The organism is Acinetobacter sp. MYb10 (genome assembly GCF_002980175.2).
GTDB lineage: Bacteria > Pseudomonadota > Gammaproteobacteria > Pseudomonadales > Moraxellaceae > Acinetobacter > Acinetobacter guillouiae.
The window spans coordinates 2,975,945-3,000,557 of the sequence record NZ_CP058272.1; the positions used below are offsets into that span (position 1 = coordinate 2,975,945).

Here is a 24,613-nt window from a genome sequence, read left to right on the forward strand (position 1 = left end):
TAGAAAGAAATAGAGAAAATGATACAAACAATTTTAAGCTATGCATGGCAGTACATCACAAATCCGAAACTGGTGATTGCACTTTCGATTCTGGTGGCGCTCGTTTCTTCATATAGTGTAGTGCCGCGTCAGTACTTCTTTATGATGGTTGCAGCTTACATTCTTGGATTGGTGATTTACGGCATCTACTGGTTGATCCAGCGCCGTAAACATGCAGAACAAGGTGAAGCATTGGCTGAAGCGATTCAACAAGACACCACTGCTGAATATGGAAAACAAAAAGATAAAGAAGAATTAAATCTGATCAATCAGCAGATGAAAGATTCGATCCAATTGATTCGTAAGTCTAAATTGGGTGATAAAAGTGGTAACGCAGCACTCTATGAGTTGCCTTGGTATATGGTGATTGGTAACCCTGCTGCGGGAAAAAGCTCGGCAATTTACCATTCTGGACTAAAATTTCCCTTTGAAGAGACCCATCAAAAAGTGGTGTCTTCAGGACTCAGTGGTACCCGAAACTGCGATTGGTTTTTCTCAACAGAAGGGGTATTGCTGGATACAGCTGGTCGATACTCTGTGTATTCTGAAGACCATTCAGAATGGTTAGGCTTTTTAAATATTCTGAAAAAGAACCGCTCTAAAGCGCCGATCAATGGCTTAATTGTGATTGTTAGTGTGGCTGAGTTGGTCAGTCAAAGCCCTGAAAAATCGATCAAATTGGCGAAAAGTTTAAGAGCGCGTATTCAAGACTTAACTGAACGTTTAGAAATTTTTGCACCTGTTTATTTGGTCTTTTCTAAAATGGATTTGATTGCAGGATTCACTGAATTTTTTGAATGTTATGAATCCGCTGAGTTTGATCAAGTGTGGGGTGCGACCTTACCTTATGACTCTGAATCATCACAGAATGCTGTAGAACATTTCGAGAAGCACTACAATATTTTATATGATGGATTAAAAGGGGTCAGTACCACCCATTTAAGTCGCCGTCATGCGCAAAATATTTCACCAAGTGTGATGACTTTCCCACTTGAATTTAAGACTTTAAAACCTGTATTAAAAACGTTTATTGGTACTTTATTTGAAGAAAATCCGTATCAGTTTAAACCAGTCTTCCGTGGCTTTTACTTTACCAGTGCTTTACAAGAGGGCGTGATAGAAAGCCCGATGACGGAACAAATTGTTGATGATTTTCAGCTGACTAAAATCCCCAATAGCGAACATGGTATTCCACAAAATTCAATTTCTCAGAATCATGGCTATTTCTTAAAAGGTTTATTCTCAGAAGTCATTCTCAAAGATAAAAACTTAGTTAAACAACATATTAACCCGACCACAAAACGTAAACGTTATTTGGCGTTTATTGCATCATTATTGGGTGTTTCCATCATTTTAGGTCTATGGGTATGGTCTTATCGTAATAACCAACAATTGATTGCAGATGTTCAAGCCGATTTAAATAAAGTTGTGCAAATGGAGCAAACTTCGGGTCAAGAGCTCTCTACCCAAATCGATGCTTTACTGATTTTGCAACAACGTTTAGAGCAATTAGATGATTTTGATCAGCATCGCCCATTGAAGTTTTCGTTTGGTCTATATCAAGGCAATGACTTAAAAGAAAAATTAAAAGCTGAATATTTAAAAGGTGTGAAACAGATTGTTTTAGCGCCGAGTCAGCAAAACATTGCACAATATTTACAACGTGTAAAAGGCAATGAGCAGACGCTTAAGCAAAATCATGTCAATGTAGAAATTAAACAAGCGTCTTCGACACAGATTGCATCAGAACCTTCTGATACCAATCCACAAGATGCCTACAATGCGTTAAAAGCCTATTTGATGATGAGCAATCCACAATATATGGATGCGAGTCATTTAAGTGACCAAGTCACTCGCTTTTGGCGTTCATGGTTAGACACCAATCGTGGGCAAATGCCACGTGGCGAAATGATTCAAAAAGCTGAAAAAATATTGAGCTATTCAATGACTTTAGCCAATGATAAAAAGTTTCCAGTGTTAGAGTCTGATGCGCAATTGGTCGATCAAACCCGTCAAGTGTTGCTCTCTGTTGTACGTGGAATGCCAGCACGTGATCGCGTTTATAATGAAATTAAAATGCGCGCGGCTGTTCGATTCCCTGCGGTGACGGTGGCGCAAATTGTCGGTGAAACCAATCGTAATGTCATGCTCGGTGGTTATGCATTGCCTGGTATATTTACCCAAAAAGCATGGGATGAATATGTCGATAAAGCTATTGAAGAAGCTGCGAATAAGCCAACAGATACCAAAGATTGGGTGTTGAATAGTACCCAGTCAGATGATTTAACTTTTAGTGGTAGCCCTGACCAAATTCGTAAACAGTTAACCCAGTTGTATAAGCAAGAATATATTGCTGAATGGAAGAAGTTTATTAATGCTACCCATTATGCAAAAGGTGCTGATTTTGTTCAGCAAGCCAAGGTCATGGATGTGTTGGGTGAGCCACAAAACTCTCCAATCCGTACCTATATTGACCGTGTTGCAAAAGAAACCAGTTGGGATAATCCTGTTGTTCAAGCTGAACTGGCTGCACCACAAACTGGCTTTATTGCTTGGTTTAAGCGTAAAGTTTTAGGTCAAGGTAAAACGGATGATATCCAACGTGCATCCAATCAAGCACAAGGGCAGATTTCTCAACAATTCCAAGTATTCTACCAATTGGTCCGTAAACGTGATGATTTACAGAACAAATCACTGCTGGATGATTATTTACAGAATATGGCGCAAGTCAGAAGTAAGCTGAATGATCTACGCAGTGCAGGTGACTTTGGTCCAAGTGCTTTAGCCTTAGCGAAACTGACCATTAATGATCAAAGTTCAGTTTTCAACACCACTCAAAAAGTCGTCGATGAAAAATTGACGGTTGGTTTGGGTGAGTTGGATCAGCAAATGGTTCAAAAATTGTTGGTGAGTCCATTAACTCAATCTTTTGACAGTTTGTTGACCCCAGCACAGGACGAAATTAATAAACTTTGGACCTTGCAGGCTTTCCAACCATTTAGCCAAACACTTTCGCAAAAAGTTCCATTTAACTCTTCTGGAACCATTCAAGCGACCAGTAGTGAAATTAGCCAAATTTTTGGTGATAACGGCAGCATTTCTAAATTTGTAAAAGAAACCCTTGATCCATTCGTTATTCGTCGTGGTTATACGTTGTCATCGAAGACATGGAAAAACATGGGTATTGGTTTAAATCCTGAATTCGTGATGAATTTTGAGCAATATACCACACCAATTAATGGTGCTTCTACGGGAGCAGCAGGTGGTGCTCCAGTTGCAGCCAATCAGTCAAATTTCCAATTCTATCCAATCCCTAACAATAAATTATTGTCCTATACCATTGATATTGATGGGCAGCGCTTGGTTTATGAAAATGGCATCCAACAATGGGTTAACTTCATGTGGCCAAATCCTGGTGCAATACCGGGAGCACGTATTACTGCAATCGATTTAGATGGGCAAATCCATACCATATTTGATGAGCCGGGTGAATACGGGATCAATAAATTAATTGATAGCGCACAACGTAAGTCATTGAATGGAAGCTTTGAAATGACATGGGCAAGCAAACAAAACAGTGATTTGTTTGTGAAACTTCAATTCCGTTTAATTAGTGGTAATGCTTCAAATCCAATTGGTTCTAATCGTGGCTATGTTGGATTAAAACTGGTTGATCGAGTCACAAGTCCTAAAGCACCATTGGTTGTTGCAGCACAGGCAGCGCCTGTTACCGTAAGTGCAAACTCACCAGCAGCTTCACCATTTGGCGGTGCGACTGCACCGACAGCAGCTGCACCTAAGCCTCAGACAACCGCACCAGCAAGCCCAACTGCGGCACCTGCTGGCAATGCGGCAAATGCTGCCGGAAAAGGAGTGGCTCAATGATTCAAGGGAACGATTTGACGCGAGGGATTAAAGTATGCAAACGATAAAGTCTACACCGTTGTATTATGGAAAATGTCCCGCACGTGGTGATTTTCTGAAAACAAAAGGGCAATATTCATTGATTCAAGTGATTGATCAATGGATTACGGAAGCTTTAGAGCTTGCAATGCGAGAAGAAAATTTTAATCAAGCTTATGAATCATTAGCACCTTTAGACTTCTTTATCGCAAACCCTAAGGAAAGAATGTTTCTTGCGGCAAATATGGTGACCAGTGAAGACAGTTCTGGTCGTCAATTTCCAATGGTTTTAAGCCAGTTATTAGAAGTTGATCACCCCTTTCAAAACTTACTCTATGCGCCGTTTAAATATAAACTGGTATTGATTGATTTATTTCAAAAAAATCGAAGCATCCGAACCATTCGTGATCCTGAAGTATTGATCAATAAGCTGGGTGAAATTGATCGTGAAATACAGGTTCTACCTGAATTAAAAACGCAGGACTTTTTTGAAAATCATACCATGCATTCATTTGCACAAATGATGAAGATCACGCCTTATGAATTGGCACAAAGTATGTTGGGTTTGGGCTTATTACTACAGCCGGTGCTTAAACACGGTACCAGTAAGTTATCTAAGGTGCTTATTTTACCGATTAATAATCATAATTATTGCTATGAAATTGCTGCCTTTTGGGTCAACTTAATCGGACGCTTTTTAGAAAAAAGTAATACAGAGATCTTAATTGGTATTCTTCACCAAGAGTCTCCAATTTTATTATTTGGCTTCCAAGGGGCAGATATCACGGCTTTGAGTAATATTTTCACTCAAAATATGCAAAATGATCATTGGGTATCTTTGGTCAAACCGTTATGGATTGATGCCTATTTGGAACAGAATGCAGGTCTAGCAGCACTAGAACAGTCTTTATGTGAACGTCAATTGAGTCTGGTTCAAGGCATGAAAATTTTTAGACAAACATTTATAGATGAATAATGATATGAAAAATAAACAAGTCAAAATATTGAAAAAATTTGCGCTTATTTCTAGCTTATTTTGTTCATTCAATGTGTTTGCTGCCCCGATTGTGGTTGAAGGTGCTGTGCCGAATGACATGACCAAACAAGCAATCTTGGCGAAATTAAAAGCGGTTTATGGTGATGATCAAGTTGTTGATAAAATCCAAATTCGAGCCGTATCCGCACCGAATGGCTGGAGTGATTCGGTTACTCGTGTGATTACCCCAGATTTAAAGAAGATTAGCCAAGGTAAGCTCTCTGTACGAGGCACGCAAGTTGAATTGGTTGGGAAAATGGGTGTGCAAACTGATATTCAGCCAACCACCAGTTTATTCCAATCCTTAGTTCAACCACCTTATCGATTTAATTCACAAATTTCAGTGAATGCTGCTGAGCAATCTGTGATTGATAATGCATTAAAAAATCGAATTATTGAGTTTGAATCTGGCAAAGCCGTACTTACCCCAACAGGTACACAAATCTTAGACGAGATGGTGGTTGCATTAAATAAAGTCCAAGGTAAAAATGTTAAAATTGTGGGGCATACTGACAGCCAAGGTAATCCACAGAAGAATCAGGATTTGAGTTTGCAACGTGCTGAAGCGGTGAAGCAATACTTAACTACGAAAGGCATTGCACCGACTCGTTTAAGCACAGCTGGTCTGGGTTCAACCAAACCTGTTGCTGATAATGCAACTGAAGATGGGCGTAAAAAGAACCGCCGTATTGAGTTCGATGTTTTATAAATTTTTATTCAATAACAAAACAATAAAAGGTAGGCACTATGGCACTTCCATATATCACGTTAGGGTCACCCACGACAGGTGGTGGAAAAATTATTTCTGCTCAGTCTTCTTTTCTGATTGATGGTAAAGCGATTGCGTGTGTAGGGGATAAGGCGACCTGTCCCAAGCATAAATGTGTCGCCAGCATTGTTGCAGGTGATAATCATATGTTGGTGATGGGGAAGCCCGCTGCTCAGCATAATTCACCTTTATCTTGCGGATGTAAATGTATTGGTGATCAGTCATTAACAGTTGGGCAAAATTAAAAAGTCCAAGTTATAAAAAAAGCCCCATCATCCTGACGGGGCTTTTTCGTATTGGTTCGCTAGGTAAACTCCTGTTCTACCTCACTTCCTGATGTACAGACTGATTATTATTGTTTTATGTCTGGGAAACTTCCTGTTCCCTATGACTATAGAATAGGGGATTTGCTTCAACTTCCCTAGCCGTCAATACATGCAAGTGATGTAAGCTAAAGCGTACAATGTGATTTTAGACATTGGCATATTGGATGAGTTTGTTTACCACAGATTTGACTGCTTTATTATCAAACTCATTTCCCTCAAAGGTTTCACTCTTACCACGTTGTCCAATATCTCGCAGTTCAATGACAGCATTAGAGTCAATCATGCCAATAAAAGCACAGACTTGTTTGATTTGATCAATTGAACGTGAACCGTTGGTACCGCCATAACTGACAAAAGCCGAAGGTTTGCTCTGCCATTCTTTATAAACGAAGTCGATGGCATTTTTCAGGACAGGACTATAGCCGTGATTGTATTCTGGTGTAATGAAAATAAACGCATCTCCAGAAGCAACTTTTTTCGCCCATTCTTGCTGTTTAGGCTGATCATAGATTCCTGAGGCGGGTGAGTTTTTTCCGGCAAAGAAAGGTAAATCCCATTCTTTTAAATCTACAATTTCAACATTGAGGGTACTGAAGTCGAGTTTTTGGATTTCTTTAAGTAACCATTCTGCGACTTTAATCGCAACACGACCTTCTCGAATACTGCCCACGATGATTTGGATATTCATTTATTTTCATCTCTATTTTTCTATTAAAACATTATGCGCAATCAAGGTCATAGGTACAGTAGTGATTTGTATATGATTTTAAAATTTTGAGTTAACAATAAGATTGATCAGGATTTGAATTTCCATTCTAATAAGGAAAATTTTAATTTTGAATAGATATGAAAGACGACATTGCACTGATTATAGCTTTACCCAATGAATCTAAAGGGTTATTTGAACAAGCAGGTATCACTGTCCACTATAGCGGGATTGGCAAGATTAATGCAGCCTATACGGCATTCGATGTTATTCAAAAAACCAGCTGTAAAACCATACTGAATTTAGGTAGTGCAGGAAGTTCTTTCTTCGATGCCCATGAGTTGATTGAAGTAAAAACTTTTGTGCAACGTGATATGGATGTTTCCCCACTCGGTTTTGATGTGGGCGTTACGCCAATGGATGAGCATTTTCCAGGCGAAATTCATTTAGAATCGTATTTTCCACATTTAGCGCAGGGTGTTTGTGGTACAGGGGATAGTTTTGAAACAGGACAACCCAAAGTGAGCTGTAACTTGGTCGATATGGAAGGCTATGCACTGGCTAAAGTCTGTAAAAAATTAGATGTGCGTTTAGTTTCGATTAAATACATTACAGATGGTGCAAATGACACCGCACATTTAGATTGGGAAGATAATTTATTATTGGGTGCGCAAAAGTTGTTAAAACTATATCAGTCTATTTATTAAAGACTTAGTTTGTTTGAGTATTATATAAAGTTTAAAATTGAGTCTTGGCGACCATAGAACTCTATGGCCGTTTGCCAAAATAACCAATAAGTATATTGGATGATTAATTGCGCGGTAACACACCATATAAAGTCATATGGATTGTATGTTCAATTGCGCGTTGACACATACTTTTATTACGCAAAGTTTTACCAGTCACCATTTCAATTTGAGTACTAAAGTCTGCATAATTTTGAGTCAATGCCCAAATATTAATAATCAGCAATTCAGCATCGATTTGATCTGATATTTTACCTTGCGCCTGCCAGTTTAAAATCACTTTAGCTTTGCGTTTAAAGAGCTTTTTAAGCGGGCCTTTGAGGATCGGTAAAATATGTGGTGCGCCTTGAATCACTTCTAACGCGAAAAGTTTTGAAGCTTTAGGCTGAGTTCTAGAGATTTCAATTTTGGTCATGATGTAATGTGACAAAGCTTCTGTCGGTTCCAATTCTGACTCAAGCGACTGCAACGGTGCTAACCATTTCTGCATAACTGTCGTTAGCACTTCAACATATAAGGCTTCTTTATTTTCATAGTAGTAGAAAATATTGGATTTATGCATATCTGCTAATTGAGCGATTTCATCTAGACTTGCGCCGTTGAAACCATAGACAGAAAATACGTCAAGTGCAGCATTGAGCAGCTGCTGGCGTTTTTGAGCACTCTTTTTTTGTTCCATCGCATCTTTAATCGAAAAACTGATTATTAAATTGTACGGTAAAATGTTTGATTTGTGCACAGAAAGCAGCATTATTTTGGTATATTTCTGATAAATAATGATGAAGTTTTATTATTAAGTCGATCGTAGATCCCTATTATCTAATTTTGCACTAAACTGGAGCAAATCTTATTTTAAAATTCTGTCAGTTATGACTTAATATTTAAATTTTGTGACATTTTTTAGTATAAGGTTAATTTTTGAGTTAATTTAAAAATTAGATAATCTTAAATAGCATGATTTAATTTTCATTTAAGAAAACTGACTTGCTTTAAAATACCCAGCTCATTTTTAATCAATAGAAACAGTTGAAAACTTAAACATATTTGTGACAGCGAACATTTTCTATCCGATCAAAACGACTAAATATTCGATTTAATTATTCAAGATCAGCAACATGGTTCCGCAAGGTTGGGGTTTGTTGGCATTTCATAAATGGTTTGCGTTGTAGGTTAAAATTGAGCAGGCAAGGCATGAAACGAAGAGAATAGAGAGACTATTTTCGAGTTTCATAACGAAGACTGAGATAATTTTAGCCACAACCCTTCGGGACTTGTGTGTTTTTTGCCGCTACGTTGTTACGAACTACTCATTTAGAATGACTAAATTTCGTATTTCGCGCCTAGTATCAACTAAAAAATACACGTAGTCGCAAACATAGACGAATTGCCAGCAAACCCTAATATGTAAAGACAAAAATATTCTGCCCGACAATACCTTGCGTTGCCAACAAAAGGGTATTTTGTTGCTGTTCATGTCGCAAGCACAGCGCTAAGTACCTGTTGTTCAAGTTCTGCAAATGCCACACCTTTTTGACGTGGACGTGGTAAATCGACTTGAAACTGTTGCGCAATATGTCCTTTATCCAAAAGAATAATACGATCGGCGAGTTGAACCGCTTCACTGACATCATGGGTAACAAGGATGGTGGTAAAGCCTTGTTCTAACCATAACTTTTCAATTAAATTCTGCATTTCTAGTCGCGTCAATGCATCTAAAGCACCTAAAGGTTCATCCAGTAATAAGACTCGTGGTGTATGTGACAAAGCACGAGCAAGCGCCGTTCGTTGACGTTGTCCACCAGAAAGCTGTGATGGCCAAAGTCCAGATTTCTCCTTTAATCCAACCTTTTCTAATAATTGCTCAGCTTTAGAAAATTGGTTTTTGGCTAGACCCAATTGCACATTTTTTAGAATACTTTTCCATGGCAATAAGCGTGGATCTTGGAACATCACCCGAATATCATCTGCAATGATCCCTTCACGGAAATTTAATAAAGATTTAAATTTGATTTCACCATAACTGGGTTGTTCTAAATCGGCAATTAAACGCAGTAGGGTACTTTTACCACAACCGCTGCGTCCCACAATTGCAACGAATTCACCTGCTTCAATGTTTAAATCTAAGTCCTCAAGAACTTTAACTTCGCCATAATATTTATGCAGTTGTTCGATCGAAATTTCTGCACCAATTTTTGCTTGTTGTTCTTCAACAATCTCAGTTGGTGCCACCAAGTCATTGGCATATTGGCTAATGCTTAAATCGGTCATATCAGACTCCTATTTTTGATAACCTGCGTGCCAACGCAATAGGTATTTTTCTAAAAATTGTGCAAATACATCGGCAAGTTTGCCTAAAAGGGCATACAGCAAGATACCCACTAGCACGATATCTGTTTGTAAAAATTCACGCGCATTCATGGTCATATAACCAATTCCAGATTGTGCAGAAATTGTTTCTGCCACAATCAGCAGTACCCAAACCAACCCCAGTGAAAAGCGTAAACCCACTAAAATTGAAGGCATTGCGCCCGGTAAAATAATGTCTTTATACAATTGCCATCTGCTTAATCCATAGCTTTTTCCCATTTCTATCAATTGAGGATCAACTGAACGAATCCCATGATAGGTATTGATGTAGATCGGGAAAAACACACCGACAGCCACTAAAAAGAGTTTTGCAGACTCATCAATTCCAAACCATAAAATAACCAATGGAATCAGCGCCAATGCTGGAATATTTCGGATCATTTGCAAGGTGGTATCCAATAAGTTGGATGCAACTTTTGATGAACCATTAAGCAGTCCCAAAAATAGACCGAGCCCACCACCAACTAAGAGGCCAAGTAGCGCGCGACCAGCACTGACTTTGACGTGCTGCCAAAGCTCACCGCTGACTAAAAGTGTCCAAAACGCAGAGACTACCGCTGTCGGTGCAGGTAAAACACGGCTTTCAAGCAATCCTGTTTTAGACGCAATTTGCCAAATGACAATCAGTAAAATCGGCACAATCCAAGGCAGCAAACGCTGCCCAATTTGTTTCGTTCCACGTGAAACGGCAGTACTTTTGGCTGGAGCAGCATTGTTAATTAAGGCATTCATGCAGGCTCCTGTAATGGTTTCTTATTTTCTTCAGGGGTGTAATTATTGGCAACGATTTCGCCAAATGGTCCAGTCAAATTAGGTTGCGTGAGTTTCTTGCGTGTTTCCAACGGCAGTAATGGGAATACTAGTTCAGCAAAGCGAATAGATTCTTCCAAATGTGGGTAGCCTGAGAAAATAAAGGTATTGATGCCTAAATCTGCATATTCTTGAATACGATCTGCAACAGTCTGTGGATCACCGACCAAAGCCGTACCTGCACCACCACGAACGAGTCCAACTCCTGCCCAAAGATTTGGTGATACTTCAAGCTTACTACGATCACCATTATGTAGCTCAGCCATACGGCGCTGACCGACGGAATCCATTTGTTTAAATTTTTTCTGTGCAGCGGCGATCGTCGCATCATCTACATATTGGATCAGTTCATTGGCAGCTTGCCATGCTTGTTCATTGGTCTCACGAACAATGACATGTAAACGAATACCATAATTAAGTTGACGACCTTTGGCATCGGCTTTCGCTTTCACTACTGCAATTTTTTCTTTGACTGCAGCAGGTGGTTCGCCCCAAGTCAAATAGGTATCAACTTGCTCAGCAGCCAATTCAATCGCATCTTCAGAAGAGCCCCCAAACCAGAGTGGTGGGTAAGGCGCTTGAATCGGTGGATAAAGCAGCTTGGCATCATCTACACTTAAACGTTCGCCATGGAAGGTAAATGATTCACCTGTATGTGAACGTTTTAAAATTTCACGCCAAATCGTGGTGTATTCAGCTGCTGTTTTATAACGTGAAGCGTGGTCTTCGTATACGCCATCACCTTTCAATTCTTGCTCATCACCACCTGTAACGAGGTTGAGCAAAACCCGTCCATTGGATAGACGATCAAAAGTTGCAGCCATACGTGCCGCGAGTGCAGGTGTTGTTACACCTGGACGTAACGCAACCAAGAATTTTAAATTTTTAGTCGCATCAATCAGGCTCGCAGCAGTAATCCATGGATCTTCACATGAACGTCCCGTGGGAATGAGTACACCTTCATAGCCCAAATTATCCACAGCTACAGCAATTTGTTTCATATAAGCATGGTCAACTTGGCGAGCACCTTTGCTTGTACCTAAATAACGACTGTCACCGTGAGTAGGAATAAACCAGAAGATTTTCATTTCATTCATCCTTAGAAAAATATTATTTCGCCGTCCAAACGGCTTGTTTGATATCAATGCTGTTTGGAATAATTTTGAGTTCGCTAAAACGATTGGCCAGTTGTTGTTGATCTGCAATTACTTTTGCTGAAAGCGGTGCTGCACCCGAAGGTCTTGGACGTCGCTCAATAAAAGTTTGACTAACTTTCGGTTTTAAACCAGTACTTTGCCCGATGGCTTGTGCAGTTGCGACACGATTGGCTTGTACCCATTTATCAGCAGTATTAATTTGCTGGATAATGCCTTTAACTGCTTGAGGATATTTCTTTACAAAATCTGGCGATGCCAAATAGAAGGTATAATTTGGACTTAAACCCTGCCCTGAGGCGAGGATACGCGCTTGATCTTCAACTTGAGCAGAAGCAAAGAATGGGTCCCAAATCGCCCAAGCGTCGACAGCACCTTTTTGAAATGCAGCACGGGCATCAGCTGGGGTTAACCAAATCGGTTGAATGTCTGACCATTGCAAACCAGCTTTACGGACAGCTTGTACCAATAAATAATGTGCACTTGAGCCTTTCTGTAACGCAATACGTTTACCTTTCAACTCATTCAGTTTGGTGATTTTTGAATCTTTAGGCACTAAAATTGCCGAAGCCAACGGCTTGGCTGCTTCATAGGCAATGTAGTACAGCGGTTTATTCGCGGCTTGGGCATATACTGGTGGGGTATCGCCAGTGACACCAACATCCAGAGAACCTACAGCAAGGGCTTCTAAAATTTGAGGACCCGCAGGGAATTCATTCCAAGTGATTTTGGCATTTGGGAATTCTTTCTCATACAACTTTTGTTGTTTGGCGATTGCAAAATTAATAGAACTTTTTTGAAAGCCAATACGTAATTCTTTTACCGTTGGATCGATTGCCCACACAGAGGCTGAACCCAGCATTGCGCTACAGATCAACATCGTGGTCATGGCATGAGTCGTTGCATTGAACCATGAGGCTGTGTTTTGTTGTCCGATTTGCTGGGTCATATTGATGTCCTCTTTAACGGCGCTGTTGGCGAAATTAGTTCGCTAAAACAGCTGCTTGAATGTTGATTTTATTGGGAATAAGTTTTTGTTGATAAAAAGCATCTGCGACAGCTTGCTGTTTCTTTACCACATCGTTAGAAATTGGAGTCACACCAAAACCCATACGAGAAATTGAGGTATTCAAAATATCAAGCGGTAAGCCTGTCGGTTTTTCTAAGAGTTTTGCCGCATCGGTTTGATGTTGAGACACCCACTGCGTTGTCGTATTCAGTTCATTGACCACAATTTTTAAAACATCGGGATGTTGTTCAGCAAACTTACGATCAGCCAAATAGAATTGGTGGTTGTTGACCAAGTTTTGACCTGTCGCAATGACTTTGGCATTGAGTTGTTTTTCAGCAGCAGCAAAGAATGGATCCCAAATGACCCAAGCATCTACAGCACCTTTTTCAAAGGCAGCACGTGCATCAGCTGGTGGTAGGTAGACCACTTGAATATCATCAAGTTTTAAATGATTTGCTTCTAAAACTTTGAGTAAAAGATAATGTACATTTGAACCTTTATTCAAAACTACACGCTTACCTTTTAAATCTTGGACTGATTGAATGGCTGAATCTTTCGGCACAATTAAGGCTTCAGCCAAAGGTGCAGCAGGTTGATTGGCAACATAGACCAGATTTGAGTTTGCAGCTTGGGCGAAAATAGGCGGTGCTTCCCCAGATTCACCAAAGGCCACACTACCGACATTTAAACCTTCTAGGAGTTGAGGACCAGCAGGGAATTCAACCCATTTCACATTTACCCCTTTTTCCTTTAGGGCTTTATCTAAGTCGCCACGTGCTTTGATAATGGGCAAGACCCCATATTTTTGAAAACCGATATTTAAGGTTGTGGTTTCTTGTGGTTTTGAGCATCCAGTAAGCATCATGATGGTGGCAAGGCTAGCACTAATAAGGGTGATTTTTTTCCACGAAGGTTGAAATAAGCTCGCCATGAGTCACGATGCTCCTATAAAGTCAGAAAAAGGCATGAGCATCAGCTTAAAAGGCTTTGTATTTTCAAAAAAATAAGTTTTTAGTGATTGCTAATGAAAAAAACAGATAAATAATTAACTGCTAAGCTTAGCTGTAAATGAGAAATATAAAGTGGATATTCTATAAAAATATAATGTTATAAGAATTTGAAAATTATGATGTTATTTGTATTATTCAATCACCATATATAGATTCCACCCTCAAGAATAAGAAAATATTCTGCTTGATGGAATCTATAGCGATAAGCTTAGCAGCAAATGTGATAATTGATAGAGAATAAAAAAATTCATCAATTTTAAGCAATTGATTTTTTAAAGACCATCGAATTACGTTGATAGTTATACAGCGCTTGTCGGGCTTCGGGTAAATCATCAACATTGGCCAGTTCAAATCCATGCTCTAAGAACCAGTGTGCGGTTCGCGTGGTTAATACAAACAGTTGTTGAATACCCAATTGACGTGCATTTTCTTCTAGGAAATGCAAAATTTGGCTACCACGATTAGATTTGCGATAGCTTGGGTGTACGGCTACACAAGCAATTTCGGCCGATTGCACTTCATTGTCTGTTGATGGAATCGGGTAGAGCGCAGCACAGGCGAGAATTGTTCCATCTCGTTCAATGACGGCAAACTTTTCGATTTCATTTTCTAAACGTTCGCGTGAGCGATAGACTAAAATACCTTCATCTTCCAAAGGGCGTAATAGATTAATCAAACCGCCAACATCACCAATATTTGCCATACGAACTTCTTCATAATGGGCATCGGTGATCATGGTGCCATGTCCATCACGGGTGAAGAGCTCTTTGATCAATGCACCATCATCGCTATAGGAAAGCAGATGAACGCGATTTACGCCTTTTAGTGAGGCTTCTTTTGCATTGTGCAAATGCAAAGCGATTTCAAAATTTGAATCTTGGTATTTTTCAATATGCTTATCGAGTTGTTGCGGGGTAATTTCACGTCTCAATTGCCCGTATTCATCCATTAAGCCCTGTTGATTGCCTAAAAAAATCAATTTATCGGCTTTGATATGAATGGCCGTTTTTGTCGCAACTTCTTCCGCAAGTAAGTTAAATACTTCACCTGTGGTGGAATACCCTGTAGGGCCAAGTAACACAATATTTTGATTGCCTAAATGGCCTTGAATGGCTTCAGTATCAATCGTGCGAACTTCGCCAGTGAGTTGGAAATCGACACCATCACGAATGCCATACGGCTTTGCTGTGACAAAATTACCTGAGACCACATCAATGCGTGCGCCAAACATAGGTGAATTGGCTAGTCCCATAGACAATAAAGCTTCGATTTGTAGACGAATCGAACCAACGGCACTCATAACACAAGGCAGTGATTCACGTGTGGTGACACGACGGTTGATATGGATCGGGCTTTGAATTTTATTGTGAAGCAAGTTGGCCGTAATTTGCGGGCGAGCGCCGTGGACTAAAATGAGTCGTATGCCCAATGAATGCAGTAGCGCAATATCATGAATAATATGCTGAAAATTTTCATGTTCAACAGCTTCACCACCAAACATCAATACAAAAGTTTTACCACGATGGGCATTGATATAGGGTGCAGAGTGACGAAACCAATGCACGTATTCTTGCGTTGTGCTTTGTATTGTTTCTAAACTGTCGGTTTGCATGCCTATCTCAGTATTGATGATTGCGATACAGCGATTCTAAACAAAAATAGTGCAAGAATAATAGTCAAAATAAAAAAAGCACTCGAACGTGGGAGGACGAGTGCAAAAGGGTCATATGCGTGTTGCGATTCACATTGGATTATTGAGTTAAAAACCAAATATTTTAAGGATTACTGTTCATTGAAATTACACAAGTTAATCTTTTCATTTTGAACAATTTAATGAGGATATTTGTCTTTCCTAACTAACTCAATAATTAACCAGTTCAGATTCAATCTAATCGTAAAATATAGAGAAACTATGGAGATATAAATGAAAGTATGTAGTTTATTTATTTGCCCAATCAATTAGATTTTAATCATATTCTCAAAATATGAAAAAACCCAAGCTGAGTTGGGTTTAAAAGTTAAAATATCGACATTAACCAATCACACGAATAATACGATTATTTCGCTCATTTACCAGCACATAATCACCATTTACTTTATACCATTGCTGATATCTTCCAGGTTTAGGTAACTGGCGGTAGTTTTTATAATTGACATGATAACGCGAAGAATTGAATTGAGTCGGGAAGTATTGCCCTGAGCGCCAGCGCTGACTCGAATTTACTCGGTTGTCATAATGGTTGTTGTTATTCCAACGATTGTCATGTTTATGATCCCAATGGCTTTGTTGATAGCGATTGTGATCATTTCGATGATAATCATGCGGTGCAGCCATCGCAGACGTTGCAATCAGCGCACTCATCGATAAAGCCAGTGTCGTTAAGATATTTTTCATTTGATTCACCTGAATTGAACTTTTGTCCTTTGATGTAATTAAATTACTCAATAATTTGAGATAAACGGTGAGCAAGATTTAGGTGAATTGTGAAATGTATGAAGACTTGATGAAGAGACCCATTGAGGTTTTTCTTTTCATAAATAAAAAAGCCCAAAAAAGAATTTGGGCTGTAAATATCGTAGTTTGGATATTATCGAATCACACGGATAATATGGTGGTTGCGTTCATTAACCAGTACATAACGACCATCTACTTTATACCAGCGTTCAAATTTAGCCGGTTGATGCAGGTTTTTGTATGCACGATAATCATTCACATAATAGCGATTGTCATGATAACGATCAGGTAAAATTACACCTTCTCGCCATTCAAATTTTTCATGTGATGCAACAGGGCGATGATTTTGACCATGATCCCAGTCAGCCATTGCTGAAGTAGCAACTAAGGCACTGAGTGATAGTGTGATTGCGCTTAGAACTTTTCTCATTTGAATCGACCTTTTCAGACAGATGCTTTATCCGATTATTCAAATTACACTTTAAGTTAAGATAAAAAATGGAGAAATATCATCTAATTGTCAATTTTATGGAGATTTATGGAATTTTTTAAAAACAGATTGGAATGATGAAATTTAGACAAAAAAAAGCTCAAACAAAAAGGTGTTTGAGCCTATGAAACCAAAATATTTAAAAACTACATCCCTCGGATATTCACAATATTATTATTGTCTGAGTCGACCAAGATATAGTCATTGTTGATCTTATACCATTGTTGATTACGTGAAGGCTTTGGAAGATTTTCATCTTTATAATCAACTTTGTAACTATTACCACGATAATGTTGTGGCATTACATAACCCATTTGCCATTTGTGCTGTTGCAAACGTTTTACACCACGTTCTTCACGTTCACGACGTTGTTCTTGAATGTTGTCATCATCATTACCACGATCACGATGATTGCGTCCACGATCTCCACGTTCGCTTTTGCCACGATCAAAACCATTGTCATTGTCAAAATGAGGACCTGCACTGCTGATCTGAGCCGTCAACAGCGTTGATAAAGAGATGGCGATGATCGCTAAAATCTTTTTCATAATCGTCCTCGCTTATTCAATATGTTTATTTTGACCTCACTACTGTACTGCTAAATTGCAGAGAAACTGTGAAGAAAGTTCAGTTTTTCATTTAAAATGACAGACATAATAAAAACATATTTCTGTAAAAGTGAAAAGAGTTATTGCAAAGCTTTGAGCTGTAATGCATCGCAGCAAATTTTTTTAAGCGGAATGTGTGACTAAAAAATGTAAATATTTATGAAAATAAACTTGTATGCAGGCTTAGAGAGATGACCCCACTATAAATTGAGCCTGAATGATTAATACCACTGCTGATTCATCTCCTTTAAATAATTGATTGCTTTGATCATCTCTTTGGCTTGATGAGCATCATCTAAGGCCTGAATAAACTGATTTGGAAGCTGTAATTGTTCGATAGAACGAATCATCTCTACTTTATGTTTTAAATCTTTCATAAAAAAACGCCTCAAATTGATCTGCTTAACTTGAGTAACACTATAGAGGAAGCATTATGATTTAAGAAACTGAATAAAGTTATAGTTTTTATTGGGTAAAGCGATTTTGATGTGGGCTTTTATTAAATTTTTATTTTGACTCTGTGATCAATATTTTAAATGACAGTATCTCTTATGATTTTCTCCACGCTTCGAAAAGCGCGGAGAAACAGACCCTAATCTTGTGCGTCGATACTCTCACCATTCAACGCAAGGCTATCATCTCCCATGAGGTAGAGATAAGCAGGCATGATGGCTTCAGGTGATGGTAAAACCTTTGGATCTTCATCAGGATAAGCTTTGGCACGCATAGCGGTACGGGTCCCACCTGGGTTGATACAATTATATCGAATATTTGGATAAGTATTTTCTTTGGCAAATATTTTACTGACCGCTTCAATCGCAATCTTTGAAACCGAGTAAGCGCCCCATTGCGCACGTGCTTCACGTCCTACACCAGAGCTGGCAAAAACGACTGATGCATTTTCTGATTTTTCCAGTAAAGGTAGTAATTCTTGGGTGAGCACAAAGGGTGCACGTAAATTCACCGCCATCACATCATCCCAAACCTCTTCTGGATAATGTGCCAACTCAACACGCTCTCCTAAGATTCCGGCATTATGCAAAATACCATCTAAGCGGCCAAATTGTTGCTCTAGAGTATCGACAAGCAGTTCATAGTCACGTGAAGAGGCAGTAGAAAGCTGCAAAGGAAGAATGGCAGGTTGCGGGGCACCAAGTGATTCAATTTCATCATAAATGACTTCAAGTTTATTGAGCGTGCGACCATGTAACACGACTGTTGCGCCGTGTAAGGCGTAGCTGAGCGCAGCTGCACGTCCAATACCGTCTCCCGCACCCGTAATAAGGATAATTTTATCCTTCAATAAATCTGGGCGAGGTTGATATTCTGAATACTTCATGGGAGACCTCCTATAGTTGTTATGATGTCATTTAGGCTTTGGACGCAATGTCGTTACCCAATCAAACAATGTTTCTCATCATTTAGAATGATTAAATTTTATATGTCTTACTTTGCACTGTTGGAAAAGAACTGCTTCTCGTAAAGCGAGCCGAAGTGCCAACAGAGCTATCTTCTATATAAAAACATTGAAACATCATATTCAAGATGTTTCAGTGTTATTTATCATGTTGTTGGGTAAATTGAATGATTTTCTTGAACTTTAACTATTCACAAGTTTTCGAATAACTTGATGTAATTCATCGACATTCTCTACGATACAGTCGGCTTGCCAAGCATTTAAATCATCTTTGTACTGTAATGGTAAATAACCATATGCTGCGAGGATTGTATACATTTGCGCATTACGTCCTGCATCAATATCGCGCGGATGATCACCCACATAAATACATTGTTCAGGTGCAATCTCAATTTGCTTTGCCGCCAGATACATTGGCTCAGGATCTGGTTTGGTCTGAGCGACATCTTCAGGACAGACCAGAACAGCGCAACGTTGTGTGAGGTTCAATGCGTTCAATAATGATTCACTTAACCAACGTGGTTTATTGGTCACAATACCCCAAGGGATCTGTTGGCTTTCTAACTCTGCCAAAAGTGGATACATACCAGCAAACAGGTCTGTGTCTACAGCAATGTCATCACCATACTGATCTAAAAAGCGTTGGCGATGTGCCAGAAAGACTGGATCATCTACTTCAAGCTCTGGATAAACCAGTTTTACCATTGCGCGTGCACCCTCAGAAACCTGAGTGCGGATCAAATCCGCATCAACCACTGCGCGTCCTTCTTCTCGACACATATTTTGAATAATACGGATAAAATCCGCAGCCGTATCAATCAGTGTTCCGTCTAAATCAAAAAGAACAGCTTGCATCAAACACCTTCATTCACAGTATAAACCATGTAATTCACATCAACATTGGGCGCAAGCCAGTAATGCTTTGTGAGTGGGTTGTAGTGTAAGCCAGTCATATCTTTAAGTTTTAAACCTGAGTTACGAATGTCATCTGCAAGTTCAGACGGTTTAATAAATTTATGATAATCATGGGTGCCTTTTTTCAATAAACGTAATACATATTCCGCACCAATAATTGCGAATAAATAAGACTTAGGATTACGGTTAATTGTTGAGAAAAACACATGACCATTTGGTTTAACTAACTTTTGACACGCTTGGATGATGGATGCTGGGTCAGGAACATGTTCTAGCATTTCCATACATGTAACAATATCGTATTGTCCTGCTTGTTCTTCTGCGAGTTGTTCCACAGGAACCTGGCGATATTCAATATTTTGAACATTTTCTTGTTCAGCGTGTAAGCGAGCCACATTCAATGGCGCTGCCCCCATATCGATACCTAAAACATCGGCACCACGACGCGCCATACTTTCAGCCAAAATCCCGCCGCCACAGCCCACATCAAGAATCTTTTTGCCTGTAAGACCATTGGCATGTTCATCAACCCAGTTTAAACGCAGTGGATTGATTTGATGTAAAGGTCTGAACTCAGAGTGTTGATCCCACCATAAAGCAGCAAGTGCTTCAAATTTAGCAATTTCCTGTGGATCAACATTAAGTTGCGACATGCCGGGCACCTCTAAGTAAATTGTTTTAATCAAAAATTAAGTTCAGTTATGCTAGTGTTTGTTAACACTTCGTCTATTTATGAAATATCAACAGACCCTAGTGTAACCATAAATCCAGAAAAAGCGATGAATCGTGTAAAAAACTTCACAGAAGGAAAACGATTTTCCCATATTTGTTTTATAGTGAATGCATAAGCTATACGAGATGACTACGAGGACAATAAAGTCAATGAAAAAATTTATTTTAGGTGGCATGACTGCCATGGTGATGGCGTTTTCTGTAAATGCCATGGCTGCCGATTTTGTTGCAGGTAAAGATTATACCGTGGTGCAAAACCCAGGAAAAGTTTCAGTTCCTGGTAAAATTGAAGTACGTGAGTTTTTTTGGTATGGATGCCCTCACTGCTTTACATTAGAACCGCATATGCAAGCGTGGTTAAAGAAGATCCCTAAAGATGTTAACTTTATCCGTACACCTGCAGCAATGAATCCATTATGGGAACAAGGTGCTCGTGCATATTATGTGAGTGAAGCATTGGGTGTACGTAAACGTACGCATTTGCCTTTATTCCATACCAATCATGCAGGTAATCAGCAAGTTCTACAAAAAGATGCTTTTGCTAAATTCTTTACTCAGTACGGTGTGCCTGAGGCGAAATTTAACAGTATGTATAGTTCTTTTGCGATCACTGCAAAAATTGCTGAATCAAATCAATTGGCACAACAGTACCAGCTTTCAGGGGTGCCTGCTGTTGTGGTAAATGGTAAATATGTGGTTCAAGGTGAAGATGGTAAAGTGACGCAAGTTGTTGACTATCTGATCAATAAAGAACGTAAAGCCAAATAAGCTTTGCTGTTTTTAAAACCCGCAATTGAATTGCGGGTTTTTTTATTGTTAGTGATAAGGGGGGAGATAAATTAAGCTTTATCTCGGTCCCAATTTTCGATGCCTTTAAAAATTAAGCGGATTTGCGTCACCGATTGTTTTTTAAGCACCATTTTTTGTAACTCAAGTTCTATGCCAGAGTATTGGCGAGATAAGTTGATCCATGACATTGCCCAAGTAAAAGATAAATTAATCAAAATATTGGTGATCACTTTTAAATCATTTTCATCATGAAAATTTGCGATAACTTCAAACTTCTTTAACGCGTTGGCAAGGTCATCGTTTAGGAAGTCAATTTCACGGGCGATGGCTTTACGCACCACTTCTGAACCACCCCAACGTTCCGCAATCATAAAAATCCATTGTTGCGAACTGCTGTCTACAGCCTCAAAAAACAGCGCCATGCTGGTTTTGGTTTTCGCTTCAGGATGCGCTAGGCCTTTGCCTAATTGATGTAGGACATTTTTTAAATAAAGCGCAACTTGATCCACCAGCTCTTTGCCCAACTCATCCATATCTTGGAAATGGCGATAAAACGCTGTCGGAACCAAACCAACTTCACGGGCAACTTCTCGCAAACTGATACTCGAAAATGAACGACCCGATGTGCTTAAGGTTAAAGCAGCATCAAGTAAAGCCTGACGGCTTTGCTGTTTTCGTTCATCGCGTATCGACATTCTGGTATCCAAAGATTTTTGTTGTGATGAGTCTATCAAAAATAAAAACAAATTAAACGACGAATGTCAGTGTACAGGTGTTGACTGAATTTAAAAAATGATTATAGTGTACATATGTTCACTAAAAGAACGTTTGTTCACTCAATAAATAGCAAGCACAAAGAGGAACGTCACATGAGTAGCTATATGCAGTATCAGCCAGAATGGGTTCGTGAGGATTTTGTCGATTTTATCGCTGAAAAAATCAATCCTGTTTGGGCTTGGAAAAAGGTAAAAGCCACGATTATTAAAACTCGTGCATTAAGCCCTGATTTTTATCAAATTCAATTACGTCCAAATCGTAATTTTAAGCATCAGCAGTTTAAAGCGGGACAATCTGTTCTTGTCACTGTTGAAATTGCGGGTGTGCGTCAACAACGTAGTTATTCTGTGGTTAAATTTTTGAATAATGGCGATATGATCATTGCTGTAAAACAGCAGGGTAAAGTCTCCAATGCACTGAGCCAGATGGCTTTTGGTCGCATTGTTGAACTGTCACAAGCTCAGGGTGATTTTGTTTTAGCTCAAGACGCGTCACCATTGTTATTGATTGCGTCAGGCAGTGGAATTACCGCAATCCATTCTTTATTGCTTGAAGCACTTAAAGATTCAAATCGTCCAATTGATTTAATTTATTTTAGTCGTGATGAGGCTTTTCATACAGATCTAGAACAGCTTTATCAGCAACATGCGTTGTTGAATTATCACTATATTCACACCGCTCAGCAAAAGCAGCATTTAACTGTCGAGTTATTGGAAAGTTTGGTTCCTGATTTTAAGCAGCGTCAAAGCTATGCGTGTGGTGCAAGTGCAATGATGCAAAGCATCAATCAAATTTTTCAAGATTTGAATATCGCAGATCGTTTGAAACAAGAGTATTTCCAGATTGCGGTAGATGAAAGCCTAGAAGCACAACCGATTGTTTTTTTACGCTCACAACAAGAGTTTGCTGCGAAATCAAACCTACTTGAAAGTGCTGAACAAGCGGGATTAAAGCCAACTCATGGTTGTCGTATGGGGATTTGTAATACCTGTACCTGTACCAAAGTGAGTGGTTCGACCAAAAATATGCTGACAGGTGAAATTGACCATGCTTCCAATACACAGATCAAATTGTGTATCAGCCAAGCGATAAGCCCAGTGGTTATTAATCTGTAAATTAAAACAATCATTTCAATAAATTTAAACAACTTCTCGGTCTGTTGAACCTAGGCGTAGGAAGTTGTACCCAAAATTCAGCTAAGGCTTCTAAAAATGAAGCGCTGAGGAGCAAGACAATGAATATGTCAGTTACTTTTCCAAACAGTAAGTCGAAACATTTAAACCCAGAACAAACCGCAGAATTTGGTCGCCGTGTTGATGAAATCCGTCGTGAAATCATGGACAGTTTAGGTGAACAAGACGCCAAGTATATTTATAAAATCCGTAATTTTGTTCGTTATAGTGAAATTGCTTCACGTGCTATGTTGATGTTTGGTGGATGGATTCCACCTGTTTGGGTGGTGGGCACGGGATTGTTGGGGATTTCCAAAATCGTGGAAAATATGGAGCTGGGTCATAATGTTATGCATGGTCAATTCGATTGGTTAAATGACCCAAGTTTGAATGGTGCAAACTACGACTGGGATACCATGGCAACAGGTGATGATTGGAAATATACACATAATTATGTGCATCACACCTATACCAATATTGTGGGTAAGGATCATGATGTGGGTTATGGTTTACTCCGCGTTAGTGAATCACAAAAATGGGAACCGCGCTTTTTGTTTAACATCCCTTTAGCGATTCAATTGATGGTGTTTTTTGAATGGTATGTTGGCTTACAAAATCTACATTTGGAAGATGCACTGATCTATAAAACAAAAACCTGGAAGCAGGTCTGGGCAGATGCGGCAAAATTTCGTAAAAAAGCTCGCCGTCAAATTTTAAAAGATTATGTGTTTTTTCCTGTGATTGCAGGACCCAATGCTTTACCTGTTTTAGCTGGGAATGCCATTGCCAATGTGATCCGCAGTTTGTGGTCTTCAGCGGTGATTTTTAATGGTCATTTCACTGAAGATGCAGAGACTTTTGAAGCTGACAATGTGGAAAATGAAACCCGTGCTGAGTGGTATTTACGTCAGATTCGTGGTTCTAGTAACTTTACTGGAACAGAGTGGTTGCATATTTTGAGTGGGAATTTAAGTCATCAGATTGAACATCATTTGTTCCCTGATATGCCAGCCAATCGTTATTCAGAAGCTGCTCCAAAAATTAGAGCTTTATGTGCAGAATATGGTATCAATTATAATGAAGCAGATTTCCTGAAACAATTTGGCAGTGTATGGGTGCGTTTAGCCAAATGCTCTTTGCCAAATAGTCTGACAGCAACCATTACTCAGTCTTTACAAAAGTTGAAGGGTATTTTTGCTTAAACAAAGTTTTTGCGATGTGTAAGCATTGGTGTTGCTAAGGTGTTTATCTCGCTTCATTCAACTGGTGCAATAGCTGTTGAAAATAGCTTCTCAATTGTTGTTAGAAGAACCTTATTGAGTTAGATAAGGTTCTTCTATTGCTTTTAAAGTGAAGTTTAAATTCGGTGATTTTTAATTT

The 24,613-nt window shown here is 39.2% G+C and carries 23 protein-coding genes and 2 pseudogenes; 9 read left to right on the forward strand and 16 right to left on the reverse strand.

Features of this window, described 5'->3' with window-relative positions; genetic code table 11:
- The first annotated feature begins 18 nt into the window (after positions 1-18).
- The 5 genes and pseudogenes from tssM to CQZ96_RS13920 all read left to right on the forward strand — a co-directional run bounded on the left by tssM (position 19) and on the right by CQZ96_RS13920 (position 5,992).
- Positions 19-3,924, forward strand: coding sequence for a type VI secretion system membrane subunit TssM (tssM, locus tag CQZ96_RS13905; RefSeq protein ID WP_105714164.1), 3,906 nt, complete (start codon positions 19-21; stop codon positions 3,922-3,924).
- Positions 3,925-3,958: 34 nt separating this feature from the next.
- Positions 3,959-4,355, forward strand: a pseudogene (gene tagF, locus CQZ96_RS21915) (type VI secretion system-associated protein TagF); the annotation flags it as partial.
- A gap of 71 nt (positions 4,356-4,426) precedes the next feature.
- Positions 4,427-4,918, forward strand: a pseudogene (locus CQZ96_RS21920) (type VI secretion system-associated protein TagF); the annotation flags it as partial.
- A 4-nt stretch (positions 4,919-4,922) separates the two neighbouring features.
- Positions 4,923-5,687 carry an OmpA family protein gene (locus CQZ96_RS13915; protein WP_392389720.1) on the forward strand — a complete coding sequence of 255 codons (765 nt, stop codon included), beginning with the start codon at positions 4,923-4,925 and terminating at the stop codon, positions 5,685-5,687.
- A 38-nt stretch (positions 5,688-5,725) separates the two neighbouring features.
- Positions 5,726-5,992 (forward strand): PAAR domain-containing protein, encoded by a 267-nt coding sequence (locus CQZ96_RS13920; protein ID WP_004723549.1) that lies wholly within the window; start codon positions 5,726-5,728, stop codon positions 5,990-5,992.
- Between the two features lie 226 nt (positions 5,993-6,218).
- On the opposite strand, the gene CQZ96_RS13925 is transcribed toward CQZ96_RS13920, so the two are convergent.
- Positions 6,219-6,761: an NADPH-dependent FMN reductase gene (locus CQZ96_RS13925; RefSeq protein WP_004723548.1), complete on the reverse strand. Its 543-nt coding sequence runs from the start codon at positions 6,759-6,761 to the stop codon at positions 6,219-6,221.
- A gap of 158 nt (positions 6,762-6,919) precedes the next feature.
- Here CQZ96_RS13925 and CQZ96_RS13930 point away from each other — a divergent pair, with 158 nt between their 5' ends.
- The gene (locus CQZ96_RS13930; protein ID WP_105714167.1) at positions 6,920-7,486 is read left to right on the forward strand and encodes a 5'-nucleosidase; all 567 of its coding nucleotides are present in this window, start codon (positions 6,920-6,922) and stop codon (positions 7,484-7,486) included.
- A gap of 103 nt (positions 7,487-7,589) precedes the next feature.
- Here CQZ96_RS13930 and CQZ96_RS13935 read toward each other — a convergent pair whose 3' ends face one another.
- From CQZ96_RS13935 to ubiG, 14 genes are all read right to left on the reverse strand, one after another.
- Entirely contained in the window at positions 7,590-8,204 is a 615-nt protein-coding gene (locus tag CQZ96_RS13935; protein WP_016539535.1) for a TetR/AcrR family transcriptional regulator, read from the reverse strand.
- 791 nt (positions 8,205-8,995) lie between these two features.
- Complete coding sequence (locus CQZ96_RS13940) at positions 8,996-9,793, reverse strand: ATP-binding cassette domain-containing protein (protein WP_105714168.1); 798 nt, start codon at positions 9,791-9,793, stop codon at positions 8,996-8,998.
- A 9-nt stretch (positions 9,794-9,802) separates the two neighbouring features.
- Positions 9,803-10,624, reverse strand: coding sequence for an aliphatic sulfonate ABC transporter permease SsuC (ssuC, locus tag CQZ96_RS13945; RefSeq protein WP_004723544.1), 822 nt, complete (start codon positions 10,622-10,624; stop codon positions 9,803-9,805).
- A complete protein-coding gene (ssuD, locus tag CQZ96_RS13950) occupies positions 10,621-11,790 on the reverse strand; it encodes an FMNH2-dependent alkanesulfonate monooxygenase (RefSeq protein ID WP_004723543.1) in 1,170 nt (389 codons plus the stop codon). The genes ssuC and ssuD overlap by 4 nt, the downstream gene beginning before the upstream one ends.
- A gap of 22 nt (positions 11,791-11,812) precedes the next feature.
- On the reverse strand, positions 11,813-12,745 hold the full coding sequence (locus CQZ96_RS13955; RefSeq protein ID WP_085942780.1) for a sulfonate ABC transporter substrate-binding protein: 933 nt from the start codon (positions 12,743-12,745) through the stop codon (positions 11,813-11,815).
- A gap of 94 nt (positions 12,746-12,839) precedes the next feature.
- Positions 12,840-13,799 (reverse strand): sulfonate ABC transporter substrate-binding protein, encoded by a 960-nt coding sequence (locus CQZ96_RS13960; protein ID WP_105714170.1) that lies wholly within the window; start codon positions 13,797-13,799, stop codon positions 12,840-12,842.
- Between the two features lie 335 nt (positions 13,800-14,134).
- Entirely contained in the window at positions 14,135-15,490 is a 1,356-nt protein-coding gene (gene argA / locus CQZ96_RS13965; protein WP_034618293.1) for an amino-acid N-acetyltransferase, read from the reverse strand.
- A gap of 420 nt (positions 15,491-15,910) precedes the next feature.
- Positions 15,911-16,273 carry an RcnB family protein gene (locus tag CQZ96_RS13970; protein ID WP_105714171.1) on the reverse strand — a complete coding sequence of 121 codons (363 nt, stop codon included), beginning with the start codon at positions 16,271-16,273 and terminating at the stop codon, positions 15,911-15,913.
- 193 nt (positions 16,274-16,466) lie between these two features.
- Positions 16,467-16,763, reverse strand: coding sequence for an RcnB family protein (locus tag CQZ96_RS13975; RefSeq protein WP_004723538.1), 297 nt, complete (start codon positions 16,761-16,763; stop codon positions 16,467-16,469).
- A gap of 206 nt (positions 16,764-16,969) precedes the next feature.
- A complete protein-coding gene (locus tag CQZ96_RS13980) occupies positions 16,970-17,371 on the reverse strand; it encodes an RcnB family protein (RefSeq protein ID WP_004723537.1) in 402 nt (133 codons plus the stop codon).
- A gap of 281 nt (positions 17,372-17,652) precedes the next feature.
- Entirely contained in the window at positions 17,653-17,808 is a 156-nt protein-coding gene (locus CQZ96_RS13985) for a hypothetical protein (RefSeq protein WP_004723536.1), read from the reverse strand.
- Between the two features lie 215 nt (positions 17,809-18,023).
- Complete coding sequence (locus tag CQZ96_RS13990) at positions 18,024-18,770, reverse strand: YciK family oxidoreductase (protein ID WP_004723535.1); 747 nt, start codon at positions 18,768-18,770, stop codon at positions 18,024-18,026.
- Between the two features lie 261 nt (positions 18,771-19,031).
- The gene (locus tag CQZ96_RS13995) at positions 19,032-19,706 is read right to left on the reverse strand and encodes an HAD family hydrolase (protein WP_166782866.1); all 675 of its coding nucleotides are present in this window, start codon (positions 19,704-19,706) and stop codon (positions 19,032-19,034) included.
- On the reverse strand, positions 19,703-20,416 hold the full coding sequence (gene ubiG, locus CQZ96_RS14000) for a bifunctional 2-polyprenyl-6-hydroxyphenol methylase/3-demethylubiquinol 3-O-methyltransferase UbiG (RefSeq protein WP_004723533.1): 714 nt from the start codon (positions 20,414-20,416) through the stop codon (positions 19,703-19,705). Before ubiG ends, CQZ96_RS13995 begins: the two co-directional genes overlap by 4 nt.
- A 229-nt stretch (positions 20,417-20,645) precedes the next feature.
- Here ubiG and CQZ96_RS14005 point away from each other — a divergent pair, with 229 nt between their 5' ends.
- Positions 20,646-21,263 carry a thiol:disulfide interchange protein DsbA/DsbL gene (locus CQZ96_RS14005; RefSeq protein ID WP_004723532.1) on the forward strand — a complete coding sequence of 206 codons (618 nt, stop codon included), beginning with the start codon at positions 20,646-20,648 and terminating at the stop codon, positions 21,261-21,263.
- A 71-nt stretch (positions 21,264-21,334) separates the two neighbouring features.
- On the opposite strand, the gene CQZ96_RS14010 is transcribed toward CQZ96_RS14005, so the two are convergent.
- Positions 21,335-21,979 carry a TetR family transcriptional regulator gene (locus CQZ96_RS14010; protein WP_004723531.1) on the reverse strand — a complete coding sequence of 215 codons (645 nt, stop codon included), beginning with the start codon at positions 21,977-21,979 and terminating at the stop codon, positions 21,335-21,337.
- 174 nt (positions 21,980-22,153) lie between these two features.
- On the opposite strand from CQZ96_RS14010, the gene CQZ96_RS14015 reads away from it, so the two are divergent.
- Both CQZ96_RS14015 and CQZ96_RS14020 read left to right on the forward strand, forming a co-directional pair.
- Entirely contained in the window at positions 22,154-23,176 is a 1,023-nt protein-coding gene (locus tag CQZ96_RS14015; RefSeq protein ID WP_105714173.1) for a ferredoxin reductase, read from the forward strand.
- 119 nt (positions 23,177-23,295) lie between these two features.
- Entirely contained in the window at positions 23,296-24,435 is a 1,140-nt protein-coding gene (locus tag CQZ96_RS14020; RefSeq protein WP_105714174.1) for an acyl-CoA desaturase, read from the forward strand.
- Positions 24,436-24,613 lie beyond the last annotated feature (178 nt).

Excerpts from the sequence above, each read along its gene's own strand:
- CQZ96_RS13980 (WP_004723537.1), bottom strand. The coding sequence starts at position 17,371 with ATGAAAAAGATTTTAGCGATCATCGCCATCTCTTTATCAACGCTGTTG.
- CQZ96_RS13955 (WP_085942780.1), bottom strand. The coding sequence starts at position 12,745 with ATGACCACGATGTTGATCTGTAGCGCAATGCTGGGTTCAGCCTCTGTG.
- CQZ96_RS14015 (WP_105714173.1), top strand. The coding sequence starts at position 22,154 with ATGAGTAGCTATATGCAGTATCAGCCAGAATGGGTTCGTGAGGATTTT.
- CQZ96_RS14020 (WP_105714174.1), top strand. The coding sequence starts at position 23,296 with ATGAATATGTCAGTTACTTTTCCAAACAGTAAGTCGAAACATTTAAAC.
- CQZ96_RS13935 (WP_016539535.1), bottom strand. The coding sequence starts at position 8,204 with ATGGAACAAAAAAAGAGTGCTCAAAAACGCCAGCAGCTGCTCAATGCT.
- CQZ96_RS13925 (WP_004723548.1), bottom strand. The coding sequence starts at position 6,761 with ATGAATATCCAAATCATCGTGGGCAGTATTCGAGAAGGTCGTGTTGCG.
- CQZ96_RS14005 (WP_004723532.1), top strand. The coding sequence starts at position 20,646 with ATGAAAAAATTTATTTTAGGTGGCATGACTGCCATGGTGATGGCGTTT.
- CQZ96_RS13990 (WP_004723535.1), bottom strand. The coding sequence starts at position 18,770 with ATGAAGTATTCAGAATATCAACCTCGCCCAGATTTATTGAAGGATAAA.
- CQZ96_RS13915 (WP_392389720.1), top strand. The coding sequence starts at position 4,923 with ATGAAAAATAAACAAGTCAAAATATTGAAAAAATTTGCGCTTATTTCT.
- CQZ96_RS13940 (WP_105714168.1), bottom strand. The coding sequence starts at position 9,793 with ATGACCGATTTAAGCATTAGCCAATATGCCAATGACTTGGTGGCACCA.
- CQZ96_RS13930 (WP_105714167.1), top strand. The coding sequence starts at position 6,920 with ATGAAAGACGACATTGCACTGATTATAGCTTTACCCAATGAATCTAAA.
- CQZ96_RS13985 (WP_004723536.1), bottom strand. The coding sequence starts at position 17,808 with ATGAAAGATTTAAAACATAAAGTAGAGATGATTCGTTCTATCGAACAA.
- CQZ96_RS13960 (WP_105714170.1), bottom strand. The coding sequence starts at position 13,799 with ATGGCGAGCTTATTTCAACCTTCGTGGAAAAAAATCACCCTTATTAGT.
- ssuC (WP_004723544.1), bottom strand. The coding sequence starts at position 10,624 with ATGAATGCCTTAATTAACAATGCTGCTCCAGCCAAAAGTACTGCCGTT.
- CQZ96_RS14010 (WP_004723531.1), bottom strand. The coding sequence starts at position 21,979 with ATGTCGATACGCGATGAACGAAAACAGCAAAGCCGTCAGGCTTTACTT.
- tssM (WP_105714164.1), top strand. The coding sequence starts at position 19 with ATGATACAAACAATTTTAAGCTATGCATGGCAGTACATCACAAATCCG.
- CQZ96_RS13920 (WP_004723549.1), top strand. The coding sequence starts at position 5,726 with ATGGCACTTCCATATATCACGTTAGGGTCACCCACGACAGGTGGTGGA.
- argA (WP_034618293.1), bottom strand. The coding sequence starts at position 15,490 with ATGCAAACCGACAGTTTAGAAACAATACAAAGCACAACGCAAGAATAC.
- ssuD (WP_004723543.1), bottom strand. The coding sequence starts at position 11,790 with ATGAAAATCTTCTGGTTTATTCCTACTCACGGTGACAGTCGTTATTTA.
- CQZ96_RS13975 (WP_004723538.1), bottom strand. The coding sequence starts at position 16,763 with ATGAGAAAAGTTCTAAGCGCAATCACACTATCACTCAGTGCCTTAGTT.
- ubiG (WP_004723533.1), bottom strand. The coding sequence starts at position 20,416 with ATGTCGCAACTTAATGTTGATCCACAGGAAATTGCTAAATTTGAAGCA.
- CQZ96_RS13970 (WP_105714171.1), bottom strand. The coding sequence starts at position 16,273 with ATGAAAAATATCTTAACGACACTGGCTTTATCGATGAGTGCGCTGATT.